Source organism: Idiomarina sp. 28-8 (genome assembly GCF_000320945.2).
GTDB classification, from domain to species: Bacteria; Pseudomonadota; Gammaproteobacteria; order Enterobacterales; family Alteromonadaceae; genus Idiomarina; species Idiomarina loihiensis.
Window position 1 is genome coordinate 677,304 of record NZ_DF266789.1, and the last position, 24,534, is coordinate 701,837.

Here is a 24,534-nt window from a genome sequence, read left to right on the forward strand (position 1 = left end):
CATGCTATCGATTAAAGATTTGCACGCACGTGTAGAAGAAACAACGATTTTGAAAGGCCTGAATCTGGAAATAAAACCCGGCGAAGTACACGCCATTATGGGTCCTAACGGCGCCGGTAAAAGTACTTTAGGTTACGTTTTATCTGGTCGCGATGGCTACGAAGTTGAAAGCGGCAGCGTGGAAATGGACGGTAAAGACTTACTGGACATGGAAGTAGAAGAGCGCGCCCAAGCCGGTATATTTCTGGCTTTCCAGTACCCTGTTGAAATTCCCGGCGTAAGCAACATGGAATTTATGAAGGAATCTGTAAATGCTATGCGTGAAGCTCGTGGCGAAAACGCCTTAAGCTCTGCAGAGTTTTTGAAAAAAGCAAAAGAAGCCTGTAAGCAAGTTGAATTACCGCTGGATTTCTTAAAACGTGGCGTCAATGAAGGTTTTTCCGGCGGCGAGAAAAAGCGTAACGAAATTATGCAGCTGATCATGCTGGAGCCTAAACTGGCCATCCTTGATGAGTCCGACTCAGGTCTGGACGTAGACGCGTTGCAAGTTGTCGCCAATGGCGTTAACAGTCAGCGTGACGGTAAGCGCAGCTTTATTGTTGTTACTCACTACCAACGCCTGCTGGATTACATTCAGCCAGATTACGTTCACATTTTGTCTAAAGGCAAAATTGTGAAAAGTGGCGGGCCTGAACTGGCTAAAGAAGTCGAAGCATCAGGTTATGCCTGGTTAGCTGAAGCAGAAGGAGCAGATGCATGAGTCAATGGTTAAACCACGTTTTAGAGCGTGCCTCGACCGTTGACGATTGGCTATCTCCGGTCCGGGCACAAGCCTTGGACACGTTAAAGCAACAGCAATGGCCGACACGCCGCACCGAAGCATGGCGTTATACCTCGTTGCATCCGGTTGCTGATTTAGAGCTGAAATCCAGCACCGGTAACGCGACCGCCGAAGCACCAGTCATTGAAGGCTTAAACAGTCTGGATTTGGTGTTTGTGGACGGTCAGCTTAGTACCGACATCAGCAAGCTTAAGTTACCTGAAGGCATCACTATTAGTGAGCTGTCAGCGCCCAGCGAACCCGCTGAAGCTATTTTTGCGCAAGTAAAACCCAGCCGTCATTTGTTTGGCCTGGTAAACGACGTATTGGCGCAGCAAGGTGTCGTTATCGACATTGCGGCTGGCGCTAAAGTTGAACAACCCATTCGCATTGTTAACTTTGCGTCTGCCGGTATCGAGTCTCATCAGCGCACGCTGGTACGTGTTGGTGAAAATGCGCAGGCAACCATTATTGAGCACGGCAGCGGCTCAGGTAACAGCCTGAATACGGTCTTTGCTGAATATGACATAGCCGAAAAAGCGCGTTTAGAGCATTACCGTTTTGCCCTGCACGAAGGCGAAGCGATTCACATTGGCGGCAGCCACTTTAAACTGCACGATCACGCTAAACTGAATAGCACCTTAATTGGCTACGGCAGTCAGTTAACGCGTCTGGACGTTGATATTGAACATGCGGGCGAGCACGCCTTTGCCAAGTTTAATAACGTGTATTTACTGGCACCCCGTCAGCACTTCGATCTGCACAGCACCATTGAGCATGCCTCACCCAACGGCACGACCGAAGAGAACGCCCGCGGCATTATCGGTGACCGGGCGAAGGCGGTATTTAATGGTCGTATTCATATTCATCGTCATGCACAGAAAACTCTGGCCGAACTGAATAATCGTAACCTGCTGCTGACTCGTGGTGCGCAAATTAATACTAAGCCCGAGCTGGAGATTTACGCAGACGATGTACAGTGTGCGCACGGTGCAACGGTTGCTGAAATTGATGAAGAAGCGTTGTATTACATGCTGACGCGTGGCATCGACAGACAACAAGCGCTGGTTATGCTCAACTTTGGCTTCGTACAGGAAATGGTGTTCCAGATGCCAAATAAAGCCCTGGCCGACTGGTTGCAGCCTATTTTGAAAACCCGCTTTGAAAGTATGATGGAGAAGCAATGAGCCTGAACGTTGCACAAATTCGTGAGCAGTTTCCGATACTGCAACGGCAGGTAAACGGTAAACCACTGGTTTATCTGGATAACGCTGCCACCACGCAAAAGCCACAAGCGGTCATCGACGCGCTGACGGATTACTATACTCAGTGCAACGCCAATGTTCATCGCGGGGCTCATTATCTTTCTGATGAAGCCACCCGTCGCTACGAAGCGGCACGTAAAACCGTAGCTGACTACATACATGCAAATCGTCAGGAAGAGGTCATCTGGACCAGCGGCACCACCGAAGGTATTAACCTGGTCGCTAATGGTGTTGCTCAGCGCTTAAAAGCTGGCGAGGAAGTACTGGTGACCGAAATGGAACACCATGCGAACCTGGTCACCTGGCAACAGGCGTGTAAGCGTTCTGGCGCCACGTTAAAAGTCGTACCCATTAATGAAGACGGCTCACTCAATACCGAGCAGTTTCACGCTCTGCTGAGTGAGAACACTGCTTTCGTTTCAATGCCCCACATTTCAAATGCGCTGGGTACCATTAACCCAATTAAAGAACTCACCGCTGCCGCCAAGGCCAAAGACGCTCTGGTGATGATTGATGGCGCACAAGGCGTGGCGCACGGCGCTATCGATGTGCAGGACATAGGCTGTGATTTTTACGCGTTTTCCGGTCATAAGCTGTTCGGACCAACCGGCATTGGCGTGCTCTGGGGTTGTTACGAGGTTTTAAAAGACTGGCCTATATGGTTAGTCGGTGGCGAAATGATAGCGACAGTCAGTTACCAGGACGCCACCTGGGGTGAATTACCAAACCGACTGGAAGCCGGTACGCCAAATATCGCTGGTGCCATTGGTCTGGCGGCAGCTATAAACTGGTTACAGCAATTTAATAAAGCCGACATTCTAGCTCACGAAACCGCCTTACTGGCACGCGCAACCGAGCTGGCAGAGCAAACCGATGGCTTAACCATTGTTGGCCACGCCGACAACAAAATTGGCGTGCTAAGCTTTATTTTAGATGGCGCACACCCGGCTGATATTGGCTTCTTGCTGGACAAGCAAGGCATAGCCATTCGTACTGGTGACCACTGCGCTCAACCGCTAATGAAACGCCTGAATGTACCAGGTACTGCGCGCGCGTCATTTACCATTTATAATACATTAGACGAGGTTGATAAGCTGTTTGAAGGCATCAACAAAGCTCGTTTAATGCTAGCCTAATGGCAGGAGGAGACTCATGTCTGTAGAAACATTTGTACCATCGTCTTCGTTAATTTCGATGACAGAAAACGCTGTACGTTACTTTGAGTCACGCTTAAAAGATGAACCGGGCAAGCTGATTCGCCTGTCGACTAAGCAAAGTGGCTGTACGGGTTATGCCTATGTGCTTGATTCTGTCGATGCGATGGAAGACGGCGATGAAGTGGTCGATATTAACGACAACATCAAAGTCGCTATTGCCTCTAATGCGTTGGAACTGGTGCGTAATACCGAAATTGATTACGTAAAAGAAGGCATTAACGGCGTGGTTAAATTCAACAACCCGAATGTTGTTAATGAGTGTGGTTGCGGCGAAAGCTTCAACGTGCAGTAACGGAAGTTTAAATTATGCAGCAGAAAATGGTGTCCACCACCCGTGAAGTTAAAGCGCGTCGCGTGCCAACGGGTGAGCCTAAAGTTATTCCTAAAGGTGAGTTTGTTACTATTACTCAGGATTTAGGCGGTAACTATACGGTTACCTTTCAGGGTAACATGCTGCGCATAGACGGCACGGATGCGGATGCGATTGGCCGTAAGCCAGAAAAGCTCGACTTTGAACCACCAGCAAACGGAAAAGTTTCAGAAGATCAGGTCTGGGAAGCGTTAGAGACCATTTATGACCCGGAAATTCCGATTAACTTAGTTTCGCTGGGGCTTATCTACAAAGTCGCGGTTGATAAAGATTCCGGCACCGTTACTATTGATATGACCTTAACCGCACCAGGCTGTGGTATGGGCCCGGTATTAGTGGGTGATGTTGAGTATCGGGTTTCTCTGGTACCGCACGTTAAAAATGTGAACGTTGAACTTGTTTTTGACCCACCCTGGTCACGCGACATGATGAGCGAAGAAGCTCAGCTTGAAGCCGGTGTTTTCTTTTAACATGAGTCGTTCTTTTAACTTATAAGCTAAGGTTATTGGTCAGCATGAATTTACCCAGTACAGATGAAATCATTGATGACTTAGAGTTTTTAGATGACTGGGAACAACGTTACCAGTACATCATTGATTTAGGTAAAGCATTGCCCGGTCTACCGGAAAGCCAGCATAAAGATGAGTATTTGGTGCGAGGCTGCCAAAGTAATGTCTGGCTTATTAGTGAAGAAAAAAACGGCAAACTGTTACTTCACGTTGATAGCGACGCAGTCATTGTTCAGGGGTTGCTGACCTTAGTTATGGCGGCTTACCACGACAAAACTCCGGAACAAATTCTTGCTTTTGATATCGACAACTACTTTGCTCAGCTTGACTTAGAAAACCACATTACACCGACTCGCGGAAACGGCTTACGTGCTATTGTTGGAAGAATTCAGCAACTGGCAAAACACAGCCAGGCTTAAATGGTATTAAACAGCAGCTCAACCGCATAAAACCGATTTTTATTATCGTAAATTGGTTGAGCTGCCAACAGCGGAAAGGTTTCAGGCATCTTTTTTAGTGTCTTTGGCCGCTTCCATTGCGCTTAATATATCCGAGGATAAAGAATCCAGCTGACCTGTTGGTTGCGGCAACATAATCACTTTACTGGCAGCGGTATCGAAAGAACCCAATACGTCGACATAGTTAGTGAATTTCAGCAAATCAATGACATCTTTAGAAGATATATCGTTTGCCTGATCGGTAACCATGGCAATAGAATCCCGCAAACCTTCAGCTATCGCTAAACGCTGACCGGCAATACCCTGACCCTGCAAAATTTTCGATTCTTTGTCGGCTTCAGCCTGCTTCACCAGCATAATTTTTTCAGCTTCCGCCTTATGTTCTGCTGCACGACGCTCTCTTTCTGCGGCGTTAATTTGGTTCATTGAATCTTTAACCGACTGGTCCGGGTCAATGTCTGTCACCAGCGACGCAATAATCTCAAAACCATATTCTTCCATGGTATCGCGCAACTGCTCTTTTACATCTTTAGAAATAGAGTCTTTATTGTCGAATACTGCGTCCAGATTCTGCTTAGGAATTTGCGCGCGCACCGTATCAAACACGTAAGACTGCATTTGCCACTCGGGGTTTTCCAGCTGATAAAACGCATTATAAACTGAGGTTTCATTGCTCACGCGATACTGCACTGACACCCGGACAATGACAAAAACATTATCGTTTGTTTTGGTCTCAACATCGACATCCAGCTGCCGCGTTCTCATCGACTGTTTATGAGCGACCTGCTCAATAAGCGGGATAATAAAGTTAAGCCCCGGCGTCAGCATGCGGCGATAACGCCCGAACAACTCAACCAAATACACGCTTTGCTGCGGCACAATGCGCACCGACGCTATCAGTAAAAGTAAAACAACTACAGCGGCAACTACCCACATAATATTAAAATCATTGTTCATTATTGAATCCTTATAATACGAGAGTGGGAGTGAAAAGAGATTAACGGGAAATGAGAAAAATATCGAAAGGATGATATGCAAAGGCTTCGCCGTCTGTAGCGAAGCCTTTACTGTTCAGTCGTTACTTAGGAAGCTCTTCAAACCCCATGTGATACAAAGTAAAACCGAAAATATCGGAGTACTGCTCAATGGTTTTTGAAACCGGTGTGCCAGCACCGTGACCGGCATTGGTTTCAATACGGATAAGCTGAGGATTCTCACCGCCCGCTTTATCCTGAAGCGCCGCCGCAAACTTAAATGAGTGCGCAGGAACGACACGGTCATCATGGTCACCGGTGGTAATCAACGTCGCCGGATAAGCCACGCCTTCTTCCACGTTGTGAACAGGCGAATAGCCTAACAAGTACTCGAACATTTCTTTACTGTCATTGGCTGTACCATAATCGTATGCCCAACCTGCGCCAGCGGTGAAGGTGTGATAACGAAGCATATCCAGAACACCGACAGCAGGTAAAGCGACTGCAAATAGCTCTGGCCGCTGTGTCATTACCGCACCGACTAGCAAGCCACCATTAGAGCCACCGCGAATGGCTAAACGCTGCGGTGAGGTATAGTCTTTCTCAATTAAATACTCGGCCGCCGCGATAAAATCGTCAAACACATTCTGCTTCTGCATTTTGGTACCAGCTTTATGCCAGTCTTTGCCGTACTCACCGCCACCGCGCAAGTTAGCAACGGCGTAAACGCCGCCCATTTCTAACCAGGCTGCGTTAGCAATGCTAAACGACGGTGTCAGACTGATATTAAATCCACCATAACCGTACAAAATTGTCGGGTTTGAGCCATCCAGCTTGGTGCCCTTTTTGTAGGTAATGATCATAGGCACTTCAGTACCGTCTTTAGAGGTATAAAACACCTGCTTTGATTCGTAGTTGGCAGAATCAAAATCAGCGCCAGACTCGGCGTAAACTTCAGAACCGCCCTGATCCGGGTCGAACTTATAAATCGTTGACGGTGTGCTGTAATTAGTAAAGGTATAGTACAATTCGTCCGCTTCTTTTTTACCTGAGAAGCCACCTATGCTGCCTACGCCCGGCAACTGCACTTCACGAACCATATCGCCGTTATAAGCGTATTGTTTCACCTTAGCTACGGCATCGACCATGTACTCGGCAAAGATATAACCCGCACCGGTTGATACGCTCAACACGTTTTCCGTTTCTGGGATAAAGTCTTCCCAGTTTTCCGGCGCTGGATTACTCGCGTCAACAGTCACAACACGCTGGTTTGGCGCATCAAGGTTAGTCACAAGGTAAAGCTTTGAACCATCGTTATCTAATACACGAGTATCCGAATCGGTATGATCAAGAATTGTCACCAGCTCGCTGTCTTCATCGGTCAGGTCTTTTAAAAACAGTTTGTTGCCCGAGGTAGAGTTTGCGGCTGAAATGAGCAAATACCGGTCATCATCAGTTACTGAACCACCAACATAGCGGTGCTTCTCAACATCCGTTCCACCAAACACCAGTTGGTCATCAGACTGGTCTGTACCCAGCTCATGGTAATACAGCTTATGCTGATCGGTTTTTGCAGAAAGCTCGCTGCCTTCTGGCTTGTCATAACTTGAGTAATAGAAACCTTCATTGCCTACCCAGGAAACGCCGCTGAATTTAACATCCACTAAAGGATCTTCCAGCTGCTCTTTGGTTTCCGCATCAATAACCCGAATTTTACGCCAGTCACTGCCGCCCTCAGAAATTGAGTAAGCCGCTAGCGAACCGTCGTCAGAAAAGGTTAGCTGTGCCAGCGAGGTTGTTCCGTCTTCACTAAAGGTGTTCGGGTCCAGGAATACCTCCGGTTCTTCGTCACCTTTTTGGCGGTACACCACATACTGGTTTTGCAGACCGTCATTTTTGTAGAAATAGGTGTAATCACCCTCTTTAAACGGCGCGCTAATTTTCTCGTAGTTCCACAGCTCGGTCAGACGCGTTTCAATTTTCTCGCGATAGGGAATAGACTCAAGATGTGCAAAAGTGACTTCATTCTGCGCTTTAACCCAGTTTTCAGTCTCTTCGCTACGGTCATCTTCTAACCAGCGATATGGGTCCGCTACTTCGGTACCAAAGTAGGTATCAACCACATCGCCTTTACGCGTTTCCGGATAAGACATAGATTGCGTATTCGCCTCTTGTTCTGTTTCAGCATTTTGTGAACAGGCTGTCAGCAAACTGACTGCAACTGCTCCCAGTAGATATTTCATTGTTATTATCCTTATTTGAATTTAACCACTTCACCCTTCAAGGCAACACCTGCCATTAAAAAGCCAGCACCACACTGAAACTCCTCGGCACTGCTGAACTCATTATGATCATAATTCGATTTAATATTGATTACTGCATCGTAACCGTTATCACGCGCGTTGTCTTGCAGCACTTTAAGTGCCGAAAGCAGTACCCATTCACAAGCTTCACGGTCGGACTTATTCACCGCATTAGTTTTACGGCTGGTGGTAATAACTCCCTTGGACTGCGCGACTTCAGGGTGCGATTGGCCGGCAAAATAAACCGGAACATCAAGCAACGCCTCTTTCGCCTTACTACTTTCCATAACAGGCTTAAGCTCCAGCGTTACCAGGTCATTACGCGCTTCGGCCTGCAGCGACAACAACGAACTCAACAAAACCACAGTAGCAACAAACAGTTTTTTCATTTTCTATTTCCTTATATTAATTAGAGTTATTCCAGCGTTTAAAAATTAATGAGGTATTAATACCACCAAAAGCAAAATTATTTGTCATGACATAGTCCGTATCAAGCTCACGTGCCTGCTCGGTTATATAATCCAGATCGCCACATTCAGGGTCAATCTCGGTTAGGTTAAGCGTTGGCGCAAACCAGTTCTCCTCCATCATATTGATACTGGCCCAGGCTTCAATTGTACCGCAGCCACCCAGTGTATGCCCCAGGTAGCTTTTTAACGAACTGATGGGTACCGATCGTTTAAATACGCTTGCTGTAGCTACAGACTCCGCAACATCGCCCCTGTCTGTGGCTGTGCCATGCGCGTTCACGTAGCCTATTTGCTCCGCTTCAAGTTGCGCCTGCTGCAACGCAAGCTTCATAGCAACGGCCATGGTATCAGCCGTAGGTTGAGTCACATGTGCACCATCAGAGTTCGTACCAAAACCTACCAGTTCAGCATAAATGTGTGCGCCACGTTCCATAGCATGATCCAGCTCTTCCAGAATAAAAGTGCCAGCCCCTTCACCAATAACCAGTCCGTCGCGATTTTTATCAAAGGGTCTTGGCGTCAGCTGTGGCTCGTCATTACGAGTACTGGTGGCAAATAAAGTATCAAATACTACCGCTTCGGACGGACACAACGCCTCTGCACCACCAGCAATCATCACTTTCTGATGACCATAACGAATAGCTTCGTACGCATACCCCAAACCTTGAGATGCGGATGTGCAGGCCGAGCTCGTGGTATGAACCCGTCCTTTCACATTATAAAAGACGCCCAGATTTACAGCGGTTGTATGACCCATACTCTTTATGTAAGTTGTGGCGTTCAGGCCGGTCATATCACCGCTTTCCAGCATATTGCCGAAAATTTTCATTTGCTCGGTATCACCTGCTGAGGAACCGTAAGCCACGCCACAACTTCCATCACTAATACAAGAATGTTCCAACAAGTCGGCATCAATTAGTGCCAATTCCGTTGCCCGTGTTGCCATTAAGCTTACCGTGCTCATTGAGCGCACCGCTTTGCGGGAGTAGTGCGAAGGTTTTTTAAACGCCGGTCGAATGGGCGCCGCCAGGCGTGTGTTCAGACCGTCAAAACGCTCCCACTCTGGCATATTAACCACGGCGTTCTTGCCATTTTCAAGTTGACTACGGAAGCTCTGCCAGTTGTCACCAAAAGCCGTCAGACAGCCCATACCGGTTACGACCACACGTTTCATTAAACTAACCCACCATTTACCGAAAAGACTTGTCGCGTAATGTATGCTGCTGACGGCTGAAATAAGTAACCAACCAAACCAGCCACTTCTTCCGGCTTACCGGCGCGGCGCATGGGTATCATCGACAAAATTTCTTTCTCATGCTCTAGCTCGCCGGTCATGTCCGTTTCAATGAGTCCGGGCGCTACACAATTGACAGTAATTTTGCGCTTAGCCAACTCCAGCGACAGTGCTTTAGTAGCAGCAATAACGCCGCCTTTAGACGCACTGTAATTCACCTGACCGCGATTGCCGGCGATACCAGAAACTGAGGCTATAGTCACCACACGACCACCGCGGCGTTGCTGGATCATCGGCATAATTAACGGGTGCAGCACGTTATAAAAGCCCCCCAGATTCGTCTGCAAAACACTGTCCCAGTCATCTTCGGTTAACGACGGAAAGGCACCGTCACGGGTAATTCCTGCATTACAAACCGCACCATAATAAGCGCCATTATCAGCAATATCCTGCTCAATTGCGTTGCGTGCAGCCTCGCGGTCACTGACATCAAAAACCAGTAAAGACGCTTGTTGACCCAGTGACTTAATTTCATCCACAACTCGCTCTGCTGAAGCTTTGTCTGAGCGACAATGAATCGCCAGATCAAAACCATCTTTTGCCAGTTGCAGGGCAATTGCACGTCCTATTCCCTTACCGGAACCCGTGACAAGAACTCGTTCAGCCATACCTTCAACCATAATTTTCCTCTATAAATGCTGTTTCATCGGGCGGTTGATAAACATTTAGCCGAGCCTGCGCAACGACCTTATCGTTGTGGCGAATATCGCATTCAAAAACACTCAGCCCCGAAGACTCAAAATGCAGTTCTTCAACAAAAATATCGTATCTTTCTCCCAGCTTAAAACTGTCAATATCACATTGATATTTTCGACTTCCCAGCAAGAACCCCAGCTTTATCTCCCCACCGTCGGCTTTGCTTTGATAACCGGCAACAGCAGCAATAGTCTGCGCCATCAGTTCAATTCCAACATGCGCCGGCAGACCCTTATACTGCTCACTATAAAACAGGTTGTCACTACTCACCGTAAGACAACATTGTCCCTTCCCCTGTTCAGCCGAGCACAGCTTATCAATCAACCGCATCGGCGGTTCGTGTTTGATAAGCTCAGCCAAATCATGCCCCATGTTATTTTCCTCTACTAAAAACGAGAGAGACATTGTTCCCGCCAAACGCGAAAGAATTACTCAGACAATGCTCTATTGGATACTGCAGCGACCCACCTTGATACAAATGGATATCTGCCAAATCAGAATCTTTAACACCATCCCAGACATGCTTTGGTAAGCCGTCTTGTTTCGCCAACGCCAGCCAGCAGAACACCGCTTCAATTGCTCCTGCCGCTCCCAAGGTGTGGCCGGTCAGCGCTTTTGTTGAACTCGCGGGCACTTTCCCAGCGCCCAATGCATTGACCGCATAAGCTTCCATCAAATCGTTTAGCGGAGTAGCAGTACCATGCAAGTTAATATAGCCGAGTTGCTGTGCAGTAATGCCAGCATCAGTCAGTGCCTCCTGCATTGCCGCCAAAGCCCCTCGTCCCTGTGGGTGAGGAGCCGACATATGATGAGCGTCTGAAGTTGCACAGGCACCAGTTAAAGTCACCTGCGACGGCTGTAAGTTGTCCTCTTCGCGGGTAGCAATAAAAAGCCCAGCAGCTTCCCCAATGGTGATGCCGTCGCGATTCGCACTGAACGGATTGCAGCACCCTGAAGAAGTCGATTCCAGCGCTTTAAAACCGTTTAATGTTAGCCGACAAAGAGAATCAACACCGCCGACAACCACCGCGTCGACGACGCCTAAACGCAATAAAGAGCGAGCACTCATAAAAACTCGGGCACTGGACGAACAAGCCGTTGAAATACTGTAAACCGGACCGGTAATACCTGTTAGCGCAGCTATACACTCTGCCGGAGCAAGCATTTCCTGCATGGCATAGTAAAATGTATCGGGTAAACCGCCTTCGGATTCGTCATGTGCTAACGCCGATTCACCAGAGGCAATACCGGACGTGCTAGTACCCAACACTACCGCCACTCGATCAGAGCCCAACCTATCTATCAGCGCCAGCAAGGGTTCTTCAATTTGTTGTAAGGCAGCCGCAACCAGCTGGTTATTACGGGTGCGCATGGCTGCCGGCAGACTACCCATGTCGGGCAACTTATTCTCTGCAACTGAGCCGGCAAACAAAGAAGTGCCGTCGTTGGTATTGAATGCTGCCGGCTTCAACCCAGTTTTATCGCCTGCCAGTGCGGCCTGCCATAGGCGTTCGCAATTATGGCCCAGCGCACAAATTGCGCCCGGTTCACTTAAGGTGATTTTCATCGGTTTCTAATAGCTCGTACTCGAGAGTGGTTATTATCAATTGATAACCTAAAAATGTGTTTTGAATCGTTCTCTGCAAATTCTCATTTTCATTCACTGATGACCATTGCAGCTGCTCGTTATGCCACAACTCGCGTCCGGTTTGAGTAGCTTGCAAACTCACACCACTCAAATTGGCATTAACACTATCTAGTGGCCACAACGCCATTTGTAAATCTGACCAGACCTGCATGGCCAGCCGCGAGTCATCAAAAGCTTCGCTGCCTTCAAAGGTGACTCCGTTTGCACGACTGAGTTCGCTCCGAAACAGTTCATTGCCAAAGGGAGATAATGCAACCAGCAGTAATCGTTCACTATCAAAAACCGCCGACACCATGAAAATGCGCTGCTGCTCGCCTTTTTTCCACTCCACTTTTTGCCATAGCTGCACGGGCTCTCGCGGCCAACTATGCTGCAACTGGTAACGGCCATCCGCAATCGCAACTTGAGCTGGCTGCCCGCCTAATGACTGGCAACCGGTAACCATTAACATCAGAATTAAGCCACTAATTGTGCTTAACGACTTTATCCACATAATTCCGCCAATACGTTCAAGCGCCGTTCGCTATCGCGAACATAAGGGTTGCCTGTATCCCACGCATAGCCCGCTAAAATGGAACAAATCATTTCTTTAACCTGTTGCTGCTGGTGTGGATAAAAAATCACATCCTGAAAGCGGGTATCATACCAACCCTTAACAAAAGCGCGAAAGGTGGTAATGCCCACACGTAATGGTTCACTATAAAGCTTCTGCCAGTTCTGAGGCTCATCATTCAGCTCTTTCAATACCAACGGCACCGCCAGCGATGAGGACTGCATTGCAATGGTCACACCTGATGAGAAAACCGGATCTAAGAATTCACCGGCATTCCCTAATAAAGCAAAGCGATCACCAAACAAGCAATTTACATTAGCTGAGTAGCCGGTAATACGTTGCTCAGCACGGCTTACCTGGTATTCACCTAACACTTCAAGCAGGTACGGCTCATCTGCCACCAGCTTCCACAACGCTTCTTTTTCACTGTCGCTTTCTGCAAAATACTCACTCGCACCAACGACACCAATACTGGCAGTACCATCCGCAAAAGGAATTAACCAGTACCAAATTTCAGGATTTTGTGGATGCACGGTGATAAGAATTTTGCTGCGGTCAAAGTTCCCGCCCGCCAGCTCAGATTTTACATGGCAAAAAACAGCCTGACGCACAGGAAAGTCCGACGGCGATTCTAACGACAGCAAGCGTGGCAGCACTCGACCGAAACCGCTGGCGTCGAGCACAAAACGTGCCTTTGCTTCACTTGTTCCGGCAGCGCCGGTTAAGTTCAATTTGACCGCATTAGGGTCACTAAAATCAATAGCTTCTAACGCAACACCATGTCGGATTTCAGCGCCTTTCTCTGCCGCACCCTGCGCCAATAGCTGATCAAAATGTTCGCGTTTAACCTGATAAGTTGTACCAGGACCTTCGCTCGATTTTTTGCGAAAATCAAAGTTAACCTTCTTACCCTGATGATAAAAAGCAGCACCCTCTTTGTACTGAAACCCAAGACGCTCTGCATTATCCAGTACCGCATCTAATAACCCAGCTTCTTCAATAAAGGTCATGCATTGAGGCAGTAAGCTTTCGCCAATAGAAAACCTCGGAAACTCTTGTTTCTCAACTACCAGCACGCTTTTCCCGGCATTCGCCAACATAGCAGCAGCTGTCGAACCTGCCGGTCCGGCACCAATAATCACCACATCATAAATTGACTCTTCCATGATTCTTTTCCTTAGTTATCAGGTGACTCTATTATCAACGGACTGAACAGGGCACTCATAAAAACCCCAATTAAAACAACAATTCCAAAAGCTGCAATGGCTGGCGTCGAGCTGAAACTTAAGGCGCCAAAAGCCACCATGGTCGTGAAAGCTGACAAATAAATGGCTTGCAGCGCATGTTCGCGCTTCAACCGGCCGGCGCAAAAAACGCCGTAATCAATGCTGAGCACCAGTACGAACATCGCGCCAATACAATGAAACAAGTTAAGTGGTTGTATCAATTGTGCCAACAGCAACGCTGTCGACACGGACAATGTCATAACACAGGTAACTTGCCATGCGGCTTGAAGCCTCAGCTTGTTAGCTTGCTGAGAGCGTAAAAACATCGCCAGTATAGGCAACGAAACAAGCAGCAAAGCGATAAGCCACAACTGCATAGAGTGCCGGTACTCGGCAAGCGCGTTTGATGCATGCTCAATCGGGTTAAAATGCTCCAGTTTTCCATAGCTTTCGCTGATATCATCTGGGTTAAAGGGCTGCTTGAGCCGGACAACACTCATCCAGCCTTCTTCCATCGGATATAAAAATTGATTCTGTAAGGGATGCTCTTGAGACTCACTGCCGAATACAGGCTGTCCAATGCCTAACCATTGCAGATAATTATTTCCTTCCGGACTTTGGAACAACTTTCGCTGCTGTTGCAGTAGTTGCTGCTGTTCTGACACCGGCAGCACATAATCGTACAAGCTGATGCTATCTTCAATCTCGTGCAGTTCACCCGTACGCTCCAGTGCTTGCTGCTGGGTTTCTCCCGACACTAACAGGACATCTGGCTGAAAATAAAAGTCCGTGGTTTTTCGCAGGTGGTTTTCCTGTTGCAGTAAGGACTCGGGTGAGCTGGCCAGCAGACGAACATTGTCATTGGCCGTAAAAGACCAAAGCAACAGCCCCAGTGTTGTTAACGCCATAACACTCAACCACGCATTAGTGCTTGGCTGGCGCATCTGTCGGTAAAGCTCCGTCATGCTATGGCAAAACCGCTGCCAGCCGGGGCGCGATGCTCCTGGCTGCGGCAACCAGGGTAAAGTAACAACCACCAGAACGATCGCAGTGAATAAAGCCACTGCCATAAAAATACCTAATTGCTGTAATAGCGGCAGCGGTAGCAACAGAAGCAAAATATAACCCCAAATGGTGGTTAACCCGCTCAGCCACAAAGCCGGCTTCAGTGCCGACCAGGCCTTAGCGCCATGGCTTCGGGCGATAAAACCATGAATAACATAGTCAATGCACAGCCCAATAAAGCTGGTGGCAAAAACCAACATCAGCACATGCGGCCGGGAGCTTAATAACAAAGTGGCCAATAGCCCGGCCGCTGCCGACACACCCAGCAGTAGCAGCGTATAAAACAATTGCTGACCAGAGCGGAAAACCCAGAGTAATAAGGCTAATACCAGCAGAAGAGAGAGCCCGCCAAACCAGGTCATTTCCTGCTTTGCCTGCTTCGCCGCCGCATCGGAATGGAACAGCAACCCGCTTCGATACACGTTAATACCGGGTAGCTGTTCAGTTACTTTGGCAATAAAGGCATTTATAACCTGAACTGACTGCCCTGACTGAGTCACGCTTAACGCATCACCAGCAATACGCAGCGGCACTAATACCTGATGAATAGACTCCGAAGTGCGGGTATACAGTCCATTATGACTTTTATATCCTGGCATTAAGTCCGGTAAATGCTGTACAAAACGCTGTGTCAGTAATAGTGGATCCTGCTCTAAAGGCATTAATACCGGCGCAGGGCTTTGTAAGGTTTTTTGAGCATTGTCTATTATCGTTGCGTAGTTGCCGTTTCCAAGCGCTTGCATGTCTTGCTGTGTTGCTAAACGACCCGCCTGATTTTGGTAAAATGACAGCACCGCTTTCGGGTTTGTCATTTCCGCCAGTTTAATGGTCGGCTCAGCTTCAGTCAGTAAGTTCAATTGTTCTTGCACAATAAGCAGTATTTCGCTGCCGGAATACTGCTTTGACTCAAAGCCCAGCAGCAGTTGCTGCGCATTTGGTTGCTGACTTTCTAAGTAACTACGCTGTAACTCAGACACTTCATTTGGCAGAGCATCGGCCAGGCTGCTGCTCCACTGAGTATTAGACAGTTGCGCAGACAACGCCGCTACAACGCCGACAATGACAACAAATAACAGCAATAATCGAGTCGTCAAAGCTGCGCGTACACCCTTCATGCCATATTACCTTTTGCTCAGCTCTATACGGGTGGTATTACCGTTTTGTTCAAACAACTCTACAAGCTCAACGCTATCAATACCGCAACTGTGTATTTTTTCAATCACACTGGCTAAAGCGTCAGCTTCCGGAACCATCACCACACAATTCTGCTCTAGCGAAAGCCTGAACTGCTGCTTCAATACAGTTTCATCCTGCTGCAGAATCGCCAATAACAACTGCGCAATGGTATCACTGCCGCTTACCGAGTTCTCATTACCTTGCTCAAAAATACCCTGGCGATTAATAGTCAATTGTTGCTGCTGTGGTTGCTCTGTTGTCCAGACTATTTCGTCTTTACTAATATCCAGCTGGCCTGAACTTACCAAAGGTCTTGGCAGCCCCGATAACTGTTTTTTCTGACTGAATTCCAGCGACAACGGCAAAGGTTCTGATTGCTTTTCAAGTGCCGATAGCGCTTTCAGCGTCATATCTTCCCCAGCCACTACCATTGCTGAAGTAATCAATAGAGTTGTCGCTAAAAGTAAGCGGATCATGAGTGCTCAACTCCCAACTTTTCAAACACAATGTCAGGAGATTCAAACAACATTTCCCGAGTTTCCTTACAAACGGCTACCTGCACACTGGTGGCTTTGGTCAACAGTTCATTACTTTCAACACAGCGAATTTCATAATTCATTTTCAGTCGATGCTCCCACTCCACCAAAGTGGCCGTCACCCGAATGTGCTGTCCGTATGTAGCCGAAGCAACGTACTTTAAGCGCAAGTCGACAATAGGCCACATATGACCGTTAGCTTCCATATCGGGGTAGTCATAATCGAAGGTACGCAGTAACTCACTACGCGCCATTTCAATATATTTTATGTAATGCCCGTGCCAGACAACGTGCATCGCATCGACATCGAAAAAAGGAACATCAATAATTAAACTGGCTTGTTTCATGCTGGCTCCTGATACAAATTCCATACCTTTAACCGCAACTGGGCAAGCCAGTAACGTAATTCCGGCTCTAACGGGCGGTCTTCTGTCAGCAGTTCAAACTGCTCAGCCAGGCTTTCAGTCATTTTTAAGACATCGGCCGATGAGTTTACCGGCTTGTCTGTAATGCGCTTACGCAGTTCAACACCTTGATAAGCCGCCAGCAAAGTTGCAACAACCACCTGTTCGGTCAGCTCCAGAATACGAATACAGTCACGGGCTGCGATAGTACCCATGCTCACTTTATCCTGGTTATGACACTCGGTTGAACGCGAAAAGACACTGGCTGGCATAGTCAGTTTTAATGCTTCCGCAGTCCAGGCTGAGCAACCAATCTGCACCGCTTTAAAGCCGTGGTTAATAGACTTACGCTCACCTTCTGCCGCAGACAAGTTCGAGGGCAAACCGTGGTTCATCTTTGTGTCCATCAACAACGCCATTTGCCGGTCGTGTAAATCCGCCAGGTTCGCCACAGCAGTTTTCATCGAGTCCATCACCATAGCAATGTGGCCGCCGTAGAAGTGCCCGCCGTGCAGAACATGCTCACCTAAGCCATCAATAATGGGGTTGTCATTGGCGCTGTTTAATTCATTTTCTATGGTTTCTTTAAACCACGGTAAACTGTCTTTAAGTACGCCGATAACATGAGGCGCGCAGCGGATGGAGTACCGGTCCTGCAGACGCGATGAATTCCTCGGATGCTCCACATGGTTCAGATCTTGTTGGATCCAGCTGGCGACCTGTTGCTGCCCTTTATGGGGTTTCACGGCAAACAGCAGGTCATCAAAATGGTTACTGTTACCGTCTAAGGCAATACTCGCTAACGAGGTAATGCGGCTAGACAATCGGGTTAGGTACTCCGCCCGGTCCCAGGCAAGACAAGCCAAAGCCGTCATCACGGCGGTACCGTTCATAATGGCCAGGCCTTCTTTTGGCCGCAGTTTGTGAACCGACAGACCAAGCAGCTCAAAGGCTTCTGCGCTGTTCATCACTTTATTCCGGAAGCGCACGTCACGCTCACCAATAAGCGCGCCGGCAATGTACGACAAAGGCGTAAGATCACCACTGGCACCAACACTGCCCTCTTTTGGAATAAGCGGCAGCATGTTTTCGTTCAACATCACCACCAGGCGCTCCAACAGCTCCCAGCTGACGCCTGAATAGCCTTGTGCCAACGAGCTTAAGCGGGTTGCCAGAATAGCGCGGGTTTCCTGTTCATCAAAGGTATCGCCCAGGCCACAACCATGAAAACGCGTAAGGTGAATGGGCAACTCGTTAACCAGGTTCTCCGGTACCGATACTGTGCAGCTGTCTCCGTACCCCGTTGTTACGCCATAAATCACGCCGTCCTGCTCTAACAGCTCATCCAGAAAACGAACCCCGGCATCGACTTTTTCGACAAACTCCGGCGCGTCGCTTAACGCGACCTGCGCTTTGCCATTGGCTATTTCTACCACGTCTTTAATGGTCAACGGGCGGCCACCAAAGGCTATAATCGATGTCGTCATACTACTGACTGTCCTTCTTCCAGAAATCAAAAAAATTAAACCACTGATAAGGGTAGCGCATCGCCAGCTTCTCCAGCGTTTCACTATAAGCTTTCAGCACTGGCTGCAAAGCTTCCCGCCTGCTTTTCCGGGGGAGTTTGAGTTGGTCACACGCGTGGTTCAGATATAAATCGTAATGCCCGTCGTTGGGGTTCTTTAAGCAGAACAAAAAATACACCGGGCATTCTAACACACTGGCTAATATCCACGGTCCTAAGGCAAATGAGACTGGCTTACCTAAAAAGTCCTGCTCTATGGTTTGTCCGGGCTGAGTCACCGAAGTGCGATCACCGACAATAACCACAAACTCGCCTTGTTCAATGCGCTCTTTCAGCAGTATAGTCAGCCCCATATCAATGTCGGTCACCTGAATCAGGTCGATATCGACTTTCGGGTTTACGTCTTTCAATGCACGGTTAAACGACTGCGCATGCTGAGTGAACACCAGTACATTCATGCGCCGGGTATACTTTTTTGAAGCCAGCGCCCGCGCAACCTCCAGGTTACCCAGGTGGCTACCAATAAGAATGCCGCCCTGAGGCTGTTTCTCTAAATCATCAAAGTGGGTATCACCACAATTACGTACCTGATTCTTAGACACCTTACCGACCCAGGCATCAATTTTTGCCAGAGCGTGCAAACCAAATTGCCAGAAATGGTACCAACTTTGGCGCCAACCCGGCTCAGCAGTAAAAGGAGACCGTTCAGCAGCATATGAATGCACGCGACGAAGGAAGTCCAGAGAGGCCCTACGAGGATCCCCCCCGGTCAAAAAGAAGTAAGTGATCACTGGCGCTAGAATCAGCCGCATTAGCCAATGGCCGCCATACTGATAGGCTCGAAGAACAATAACGATGCCCCAGTAGCTGCCGCGCTCTTTCTTTTTCGCCCAGTGCTTCTCCACCATAATTAGCTTTTAAACCTGCGCAGTAATATAAGTGGTATGCGCGGCAACATGCCGAAAAACAGGCGCGTATGCAGCCAGGAAATTTTCAGGTTGTCCTGCAGTGCGCGAAAATGTGACTGTCCGCCTTGTGGATAAATCACTTTGGTTGGAATAAACAAAACCGGTGTACCTGCCCAGTATAGACGCACCATAATTTCAATATCGAAATCCATGCGTGTGCCGATATGACGACGCTTTATCAAACCGACTGTCTGGTACAAGGGATATACCCGAAAACCACACATAGTATCCTTTATCTGCATCGATAAGGTTTCGATATGCACCCAAAAGTGGGTTATCTTGCGCCCAATGCGTCGGCTGGTCGGCATGCTCTCATCGTATTGAGGGTATCCACTTATCAACGCACCAGGGTTTTGCTTTGATAAGGCTAAAAATTCAGGAATATCGTTACTATCATGCTGGCCGTCTGAATCTATTTGCAATGCGTGAGTAAAGCCCTCTTCAGCGGCTAAATGAAACCCTGCCATAACCGCTCCGCCTTTGCCGCTATTTTCGGGAAGCGTGTGCAGTAATACAAGCGACTTATGCTCTTCCGCCAAAGTCGCCAAAACTTCCTTGGTGTGATCATTTGAGCCATCATCAACAATAATAATTGGCAACTCGTAAGGCAGCAGTCGCTCAACCGTCGCAGTGATGGTCTTATCGTGATTATAAATAGGAATAAGAAAGCAATACTGAGACATATTAATTAAACACCAGGCGTCCGGAAGACAGCGCTTTATCACCGTCAGAGTATTTAAACGTGATGCAGTCATCGCGCTTTCTTTCAATCAGCAAATCGACTGTCGCACCAGGCAAAATCATGTCGTTAAACTTTAGCACTTCAATACGCTGAATGGATGTTGGTGTCGACCAATGTTGCCCCGATAGCTGAATGACCCAGTCCATTTGAGCAACCCCGGGAAGAATCGGGGTTGAAGGAAAATGCCCTTGCAAATAAATACAGTCCGCTGCCAGCTTAAACCGACCGCAAAGTAGAGGCTTTTCTTTGTCACTGAGCCCTTCGGAGAAACTTATAAAATCAGGTAATTGAGTCTGCATGTTATTGCTATTCCTCTTCGAACAAAGCCTGTAGATCGGTTTGTGTCACTTTACCGGCACCGTTATATGGCAACTGCTGCACATAACGGAAACGTTTAGGTACAACCACTTTTTCAAATCTCTGCAGTAAGTGATGTCGCAACTCTTGTCGCGCTTTAAATCGCCCCTGAGTGCTAAGCTGATTAACGCCTTCAGGCGTTAATATTAAAACTAAGCCCAGTTCAACACGCGGGCTATGTAACACACAAGCTTTAGCTGACTCGACCCAGTCATGGCGCTGAATGAACTGTTCTACTTCGTTAAGAGCCACTCGCTTTTCGGCAATTTTTACAATTCGGTCCTGCCGCCCCAACAACTGAAAATCTCCCTGCCCCTGAAGCCGGGCTTTATCTTCTGTTGTGTAAGGCTTTTGCGGATTATTCAGATACGGTGACTGAATAACCAGTAAACCGTTGTGATTGCAGCTCGCATCCACTCCCGCCAGAGTCTGAAAGTTTTCATTAGAGCCCGGGTTGCGCTGACGCCAGCCTATACCTCCGGTCTCCGTACTACCATACACTTCAATTGGCGCGTTTAACTCATGTTCAGCAAAATCTTCAGGAACAGAATTGGGTAGCGGACCGCCTGATGAGAAGACCGTGGCCAAAGAATGGCTGTACTTAGCAAGCTGAGGTAAATTATCCAGCCGCTGCAAATGCGCAGGGCTGCTTATTAAAGCGTAACGCTGGCAATTAGCTTTCGCCAATATTTGCTGCAACTGCTCAGGGTAGTCGACCAAAGGCAAAGTCACCGGACGGCCCGCAGCAAGCGGCCAAAGTACCGTGAATAACAGTCCGTAAATGTGCTGATGTGTGACCGTTGTCAGTATATTGGCCGGCCCTAATTGCTCCGCAAAGGTTTGTTCCAGCGTAATCACTTCTAACCATAACTGCCTGAGCGTTTTTCTGACGGCTTTAGGTTTGCCACTGCTGCCCGAGGTGAAAAATGTCAGTTGAGAATTTAAGCTGCCTTTCAGTGTTAAAGCAGGTATGTCCGAACTCACGTGTTGAGGTAATTCAGACGGGACTCTGAACGAATAGTGCGACGACAGCTCTGACAACGTTGCCGGCTTATCATTTGCTGGCAGAACAATTCTCTTTTTACTATTGAGTAAAGCGAACAGCCAGACACTAAAATGATACCAGTCGCGATGATAAAGCAACGCATCACCGTCTTGTTCACTTAGCCAGTGGGTTGCCGCCGCAATATCCTTTAGCCACACCGATGCACTGATAGACTGCCCTTTCACTACGGCCAGCTCAGCATCTGCTTGCTGCCATTGCAGCTGCCATTGCTCAGTGTTTATGTTTAACAACACGTCGCACACTCCACTCAATCACAAAGAGTAACCCAATCAGAACATAGGAGATAAAACCGTTGTATAGCGTCCAGAGTTTGAGATCACCCTGTACTGCAGTTACCAGCGAAATAGCGCCATTCACGAGGAAAAATACCGCCCAGACCAGCGTCACTTTTTCAGTGTAAGCAACCGCTTTATCTGACAATGAACCTTCCATAAGCATGGCAAGGCGAGTTATCACAGCCGGTTTGCGCCATAATGATGCAAGGAAAACCAGCAACAAGGCGCTGTTCATCCAAACGGGATAAAACAGCACGCCAGTCAACTGGTCTGCGAAAATAGCTGTCACTGAAACAACCAGAAGTACTGCCAGCGTAAGCCAGCTTCTGGGGTGACGAATGCCCTGAGAGATAATACTTAAACTCAGTAATGCCAGCAGAACCAGCAATAACCAGTTAGTTAGCCCGTTCTGCGCCAGCCACCAGCCAAGTAGCGGGTAGGCAATCAGTAAACCACTGATTAATAAGCGCAGACCGTTTTTCATTAGTCGCTGTGAACGAGTTTATAAACTTCTTCGACAACATCTTCGACTGTGCGCACAGCTTTAAACGCGTCCGGACTGATTTTCTTGCCGGTAATTTCGCGTAATTTCACGACTAAATCCACCGCATCAATCGAATCAAGGTCAAGATCCTGATACAAGTTAGCGTCCAGAGAAATGTCGCCAGAATCGATTTCAAAATCTTCTTCCAGAATTTGAGTCAACCGCGCATATACTTCGTCTCTTGTCTTCATCGTTCCCTCGTTTACTCACCACGGTTATTAGCGACAAATTCCGCTAACGTATCGACACTATAAAAATGCTTTTTTGTTTCTGCTGAATTAGCGTCCAGCTTCACGTCATATTTTTTCTTTATCGCCAGACCTAACTCCAGCGCATCAATAGAATCAAGATTCAAGCCATCGTCATCGTCTCCGAACAACGCCGCCGAATCATTAATATCTGCTATCTCTACGTCTTCAAGATCCAGCGACTCGATAATCAAGGCTTTGATCTCTTGCTTCAGGTTTTCCGTCATCTTCTAACACCTTTTCATAGTAATTCTGTAAATCGCGAGTCAGTTGACGCGCAGCAATACTGAGTTTTTCAGCATCGCAATAAGAAGCTGAGTCGATTTCACCAAGATAACGCACCGATAAAGTCGGTTTCCGTTCAGGCGCGCAATACCAAGCTTCATTTTTAATCAATGTCACCGGCAAACAATCCACTCGCAATGCCGTAATTTTTGCCCTGGTCCGCAATGCCAGATGCGCCGCTCCACGCTGGAACTTTATTCCTTTTCCCGGAGTGGTTCGTGTCCCCTCGGGAAAGATTATGAGGTTATTACCGCGCGCTAATGAACGTTCACAATCCGTAACCAAACCTTCAGGGTCATCATTGCTGATATAACCTGTTGAGCGGATCACACCGCGCATAAAGGGATTTTTCCATAGATGGGACTTAACAACGCAATCCGGATTCGGTACAAAGGAAATTAATGCTACCACGTCAATCAAACACGGATGGTTTGCAATAATAACGTGACCCCGGGTTCCTTTAAGTTGTTCAGTGGCGTTAAAGTCGAAGTTGAACACGCCAGTCCACTTCATTATTCCGATAAACCAGCGGAACGTCATTTGCACCAAACATCTGGCTCGTGCTTCGCGCTGTCTCTCATTACCATTGGATAATAGCGCCAGTGCCGGCAGTGCCGTAATAGACAGCAATAAGCCGCCCAACCCAAAAACGGCAAAGCATAGCCCGGTCGCAAAACGCCGCCAGGTACGATTGATTATCTGCCAGAGACTAAGCAACATGCCAGCTCCACCGTACTCCGTTATAGTCTTTAACCACCTTGCCGCTACAGGAGTCGAGCATCTGTTGAACGCCGTTGGCAACTAACCATACGTCCTCCCGTAACTGACTTTCTTTTTCAACAAGGCGATCCAAAATCAGTTTCTGTCCGTTTTCTCTATCGAGTAAAACCGCATGCGCAAAACTTCTCACTGGCGAATGAACCTGACCAGAATATACAGCCGGTGGTACTTCATCGGCATAAACCAACAGTACTTGCTTAGTTTCGCTTTGTACCTGGCTTAAAGCCTCCAGCCACCCCAGAGGGTAAGTTTGCTCACCAGCAGACAAAGTGGTCATAGCCTGTCGATTATCTGCTGCCATACTGTATTGCCCGAGCACAGCATTATTCACCGATAACGCAAACTGCGTTGGCGACAAAACCTCGCCACGAACCAACTCCCGTAGTAACTTTTCAGTACGGTGCAAGTCGCCATGCCGTGTTGCCAAAACCACTGGCGTCTCTTCTAACTGCGGATGCCGGTCGCTTAGTTCCAGTATGGCTGTCATTATGACTTTTGCATACGAACTCAGTCGCCGCCGGGTCGAAGCAGGTATTTGCTTCAGCCGCTCACGACATTCGGTTTCGACTAATGTACTATCAGCTACAAAAGCTCGCATAGGATTCTAAGCAGATACTCAAAAAAGAAGCGGAATAGTACAGAATCTCAGCGGACATTTCAAAAATATAACATCGCATATGGTTATCGGATATAGACTCTACAACGAAGCAGCATCAAAGAAACAGGTCTCGGCAGCCGCTAAAGATCTGCTGCTGCGGCT

28 protein-coding genes are annotated in these 24,534 nt (G+C 48.0%); 6 read left to right on the plus strand and 22 right to left on the minus strand.

Annotated elements, in window-relative coordinates:
- The first annotated feature begins 1 nt into the window (after nucleotide 1).
- From sufC to RJ32_RS03415, 6 genes are read left to right on the plus strand one after another with little or no spacing between them, the layout of a single operon-like run.
- Nucleotides 2-760, plus strand: a complete 759-nt coding sequence (gene sufC / locus RJ32_RS03390) for a Fe-S cluster assembly ATPase SufC (RefSeq protein ID WP_034819043.1) — start codon at nucleotides 2-4, stop codon at nucleotides 758-760.
- Nucleotides 757-2,007 (plus strand): Fe-S cluster assembly protein SufD, encoded by a 1,251-nt coding sequence (sufD, locus tag RJ32_RS03395; RefSeq protein WP_034819045.1) that lies wholly within the window; start codon nucleotides 757-759, stop codon nucleotides 2,005-2,007. The genes sufC and sufD overlap by 4 nt, the downstream gene beginning before the upstream one ends.
- Nucleotides 2,004-3,221, plus strand: a complete 1,218-nt coding sequence (locus tag RJ32_RS03400; RefSeq protein ID WP_034819047.1) for an aminotransferase class V-fold PLP-dependent enzyme — start codon at nucleotides 2,004-2,006, stop codon at nucleotides 3,219-3,221. Before sufD ends, RJ32_RS03400 begins: the two co-directional genes overlap by 4 nt.
- Before the next feature lie 16 nt (nucleotides 3,222-3,237).
- The gene (locus tag RJ32_RS03405) at nucleotides 3,238-3,594 is read left to right on the plus strand and encodes an iron-sulfur cluster assembly accessory protein (RefSeq protein WP_011233413.1); all 357 of its coding nucleotides are present in this window, start codon (nucleotides 3,238-3,240) and stop codon (nucleotides 3,592-3,594) included.
- A 14-nt stretch (nucleotides 3,595-3,608) separates the two neighbouring features.
- Entirely contained in the window at nucleotides 3,609-4,142 is a 534-nt protein-coding gene (gene sufT / locus RJ32_RS03410) for a putative Fe-S cluster assembly protein SufT (RefSeq protein ID WP_011233412.1), read from the plus strand.
- Between the two features lie 44 nt (nucleotides 4,143-4,186).
- On the plus strand, nucleotides 4,187-4,600 hold the full coding sequence (locus RJ32_RS03415) for a SufE family protein (RefSeq protein ID WP_034819050.1): 414 nt from the start codon (nucleotides 4,187-4,189) through the stop codon (nucleotides 4,598-4,600).
- A gap of 81 nt (nucleotides 4,601-4,681) precedes the next feature.
- Here the strand turns inward: RJ32_RS03415 and RJ32_RS03420 are convergent, their stop codons facing one another.
- The 22 genes from RJ32_RS03420 to RJ32_RS03525 form a co-directional block, all read right to left on the minus strand.
- Nucleotides 4,682-5,596 (minus strand): SPFH domain-containing protein, encoded by a 915-nt coding sequence (locus tag RJ32_RS03420; protein ID WP_034819052.1) that lies wholly within the window; start codon nucleotides 5,594-5,596, stop codon nucleotides 4,682-4,684.
- A gap of 121 nt (nucleotides 5,597-5,717) precedes the next feature.
- Nucleotides 5,718-7,856, minus strand: a complete 2,139-nt coding sequence (locus tag RJ32_RS03425; RefSeq protein ID WP_034819054.1) for a prolyl oligopeptidase family protein — start codon at nucleotides 7,854-7,856, stop codon at nucleotides 5,718-5,720.
- 11 nt (nucleotides 7,857-7,867) lie between these two features.
- Nucleotides 7,868-8,305, minus strand: a complete 438-nt coding sequence (locus RJ32_RS03430) for a hypothetical protein (RefSeq protein WP_034819056.1) — start codon at nucleotides 8,303-8,305, stop codon at nucleotides 7,868-7,870.
- Nucleotides 8,306-8,321: 16 nt separating this feature from the next.
- Nucleotides 8,322-9,560 carry a beta-ketoacyl-ACP synthase gene (locus tag RJ32_RS03435; protein ID WP_034819058.1) on the minus strand — a complete coding sequence of 413 codons (1,239 nt, stop codon included), beginning with the start codon at nucleotides 9,558-9,560 and terminating at the stop codon, nucleotides 8,322-8,324.
- Nucleotides 9,560-10,288 (minus strand): 3-oxoacyl-ACP reductase FabG, encoded by a 729-nt coding sequence (gene fabG / locus RJ32_RS03440; protein WP_034819147.1) that lies wholly within the window; start codon nucleotides 10,286-10,288, stop codon nucleotides 9,560-9,562. Before fabG ends, RJ32_RS03435 begins: the two co-directional genes overlap by 1 nt.
- A gap of 4 nt (nucleotides 10,289-10,292) precedes the next feature.
- Nucleotides 10,293-10,793, minus strand: coding sequence for a hotdog family protein (locus tag RJ32_RS03445; RefSeq protein WP_235598907.1), 501 nt, complete (start codon nucleotides 10,791-10,793; stop codon nucleotides 10,293-10,295).
- Entirely contained in the window at nucleotides 10,750-11,943 is a 1,194-nt protein-coding gene (locus tag RJ32_RS03450; RefSeq protein WP_034819062.1) for a beta-ketoacyl-ACP synthase, read from the minus strand. The genes RJ32_RS03445 and RJ32_RS03450 overlap by 44 nt, the downstream gene beginning before the upstream one ends.
- Nucleotides 11,924-12,517: a DUF3261 domain-containing protein gene (locus RJ32_RS03455; RefSeq protein WP_235598908.1), complete on the minus strand. Its 594-nt coding sequence runs from the start codon at nucleotides 12,515-12,517 to the stop codon at nucleotides 11,924-11,926. Before RJ32_RS03455 ends, RJ32_RS03450 begins: the two co-directional genes overlap by 20 nt.
- Nucleotides 12,508-13,743, minus strand: coding sequence for an NAD(P)/FAD-dependent oxidoreductase (locus tag RJ32_RS03460; protein WP_034819064.1), 1,236 nt, complete (start codon nucleotides 13,741-13,743; stop codon nucleotides 12,508-12,510). The genes RJ32_RS03455 and RJ32_RS03460 overlap by 10 nt, the downstream gene beginning before the upstream one ends.
- An 11-nt stretch (nucleotides 13,744-13,754) precedes the next feature.
- Nucleotides 13,755-15,983 carry an MMPL family transporter gene (locus RJ32_RS03465; RefSeq protein ID WP_034819066.1) on the minus strand — a complete coding sequence of 743 codons (2,229 nt, stop codon included), beginning with the start codon at nucleotides 15,981-15,983 and terminating at the stop codon, nucleotides 13,755-13,757.
- 6 nt (nucleotides 15,984-15,989) lie between these two features.
- Nucleotides 15,990-16,520, minus strand: a complete 531-nt coding sequence (locus RJ32_RS03470; RefSeq protein WP_034819068.1) for an outer membrane lipoprotein carrier protein LolA — start codon at nucleotides 16,518-16,520, stop codon at nucleotides 15,990-15,992.
- On the minus strand, nucleotides 16,517-16,927 hold the full coding sequence (locus RJ32_RS03475; RefSeq protein WP_034819070.1) for a thioesterase family protein: 411 nt from the start codon (nucleotides 16,925-16,927) through the stop codon (nucleotides 16,517-16,519). The genes RJ32_RS03470 and RJ32_RS03475 overlap by 4 nt, the downstream gene beginning before the upstream one ends.
- Nucleotides 16,924-18,471: a histidine ammonia-lyase gene (gene hutH / locus RJ32_RS03480; protein ID WP_034819077.1), complete on the minus strand. Its 1,548-nt coding sequence runs from the start codon at nucleotides 18,469-18,471 to the stop codon at nucleotides 16,924-16,926. Before hutH ends, RJ32_RS03475 begins: the two co-directional genes overlap by 4 nt.
- A 1-nt stretch (nucleotide 18,472) precedes the next feature.
- Nucleotides 18,473-19,417: an acetyltransferase gene (locus RJ32_RS03485; RefSeq protein WP_011233396.1), complete on the minus strand. Its 945-nt coding sequence runs from the start codon at nucleotides 19,415-19,417 to the stop codon at nucleotides 18,473-18,475.
- 2 nt (nucleotides 19,418-19,419) lie between these two features.
- The gene (locus tag RJ32_RS03490) at nucleotides 19,420-20,160 is read right to left on the minus strand and encodes a glycosyltransferase family 2 protein (protein WP_034819079.1); all 741 of its coding nucleotides are present in this window, start codon (nucleotides 20,158-20,160) and stop codon (nucleotides 19,420-19,422) included.
- A 1-nt stretch (nucleotide 20,161) separates the two neighbouring features.
- Nucleotides 20,162-20,518 (minus strand): 3-hydroxymyristoyl-ACP dehydratase, encoded by a 357-nt coding sequence (locus tag RJ32_RS03495; RefSeq protein WP_034819081.1) that lies wholly within the window; start codon nucleotides 20,516-20,518, stop codon nucleotides 20,162-20,164.
- Between the two features lie 7 nt (nucleotides 20,519-20,525).
- Nucleotides 20,526-21,875, minus strand: a complete 1,350-nt coding sequence (locus RJ32_RS03500) for an AMP-binding protein (RefSeq protein WP_034819083.1) — start codon at nucleotides 21,873-21,875, stop codon at nucleotides 20,526-20,528.
- Nucleotides 21,853-22,401: a hypothetical protein gene (locus RJ32_RS03505; protein WP_034819085.1), complete on the minus strand. Its 549-nt coding sequence runs from the start codon at nucleotides 22,399-22,401 to the stop codon at nucleotides 21,853-21,855. Before RJ32_RS03505 ends, RJ32_RS03500 begins: the two co-directional genes overlap by 23 nt.
- Nucleotides 22,401-22,652: an acyl carrier protein gene (locus RJ32_RS03510; RefSeq protein ID WP_011233391.1), complete on the minus strand. Its 252-nt coding sequence runs from the start codon at nucleotides 22,650-22,652 to the stop codon at nucleotides 22,401-22,403. The genes RJ32_RS03505 and RJ32_RS03510 overlap by 1 nt, the downstream gene beginning before the upstream one ends.
- 11 nt (nucleotides 22,653-22,663) lie before the next feature.
- On the minus strand, nucleotides 22,664-22,936 hold the full coding sequence (locus RJ32_RS03515; protein WP_011233390.1) for a phosphopantetheine-binding protein: 273 nt from the start codon (nucleotides 22,934-22,936) through the stop codon (nucleotides 22,664-22,666).
- Entirely contained in the window at nucleotides 22,878-23,714 is an 837-nt protein-coding gene (locus RJ32_RS03520) for a 1-acyl-sn-glycerol-3-phosphate acyltransferase (protein ID WP_034819087.1), read from the minus strand. The genes RJ32_RS03515 and RJ32_RS03520 overlap by 59 nt, the downstream gene beginning before the upstream one ends.
- A complete protein-coding gene (locus RJ32_RS03525) occupies nucleotides 23,704-24,372 on the minus strand; it encodes a beta-ketoacyl synthase chain length factor (RefSeq protein WP_034819089.1) in 669 nt (222 codons plus the stop codon). Before RJ32_RS03525 ends, RJ32_RS03520 begins: the two co-directional genes overlap by 11 nt.
- Nucleotides 24,373-24,534: the final 162 nt, after the last annotated feature.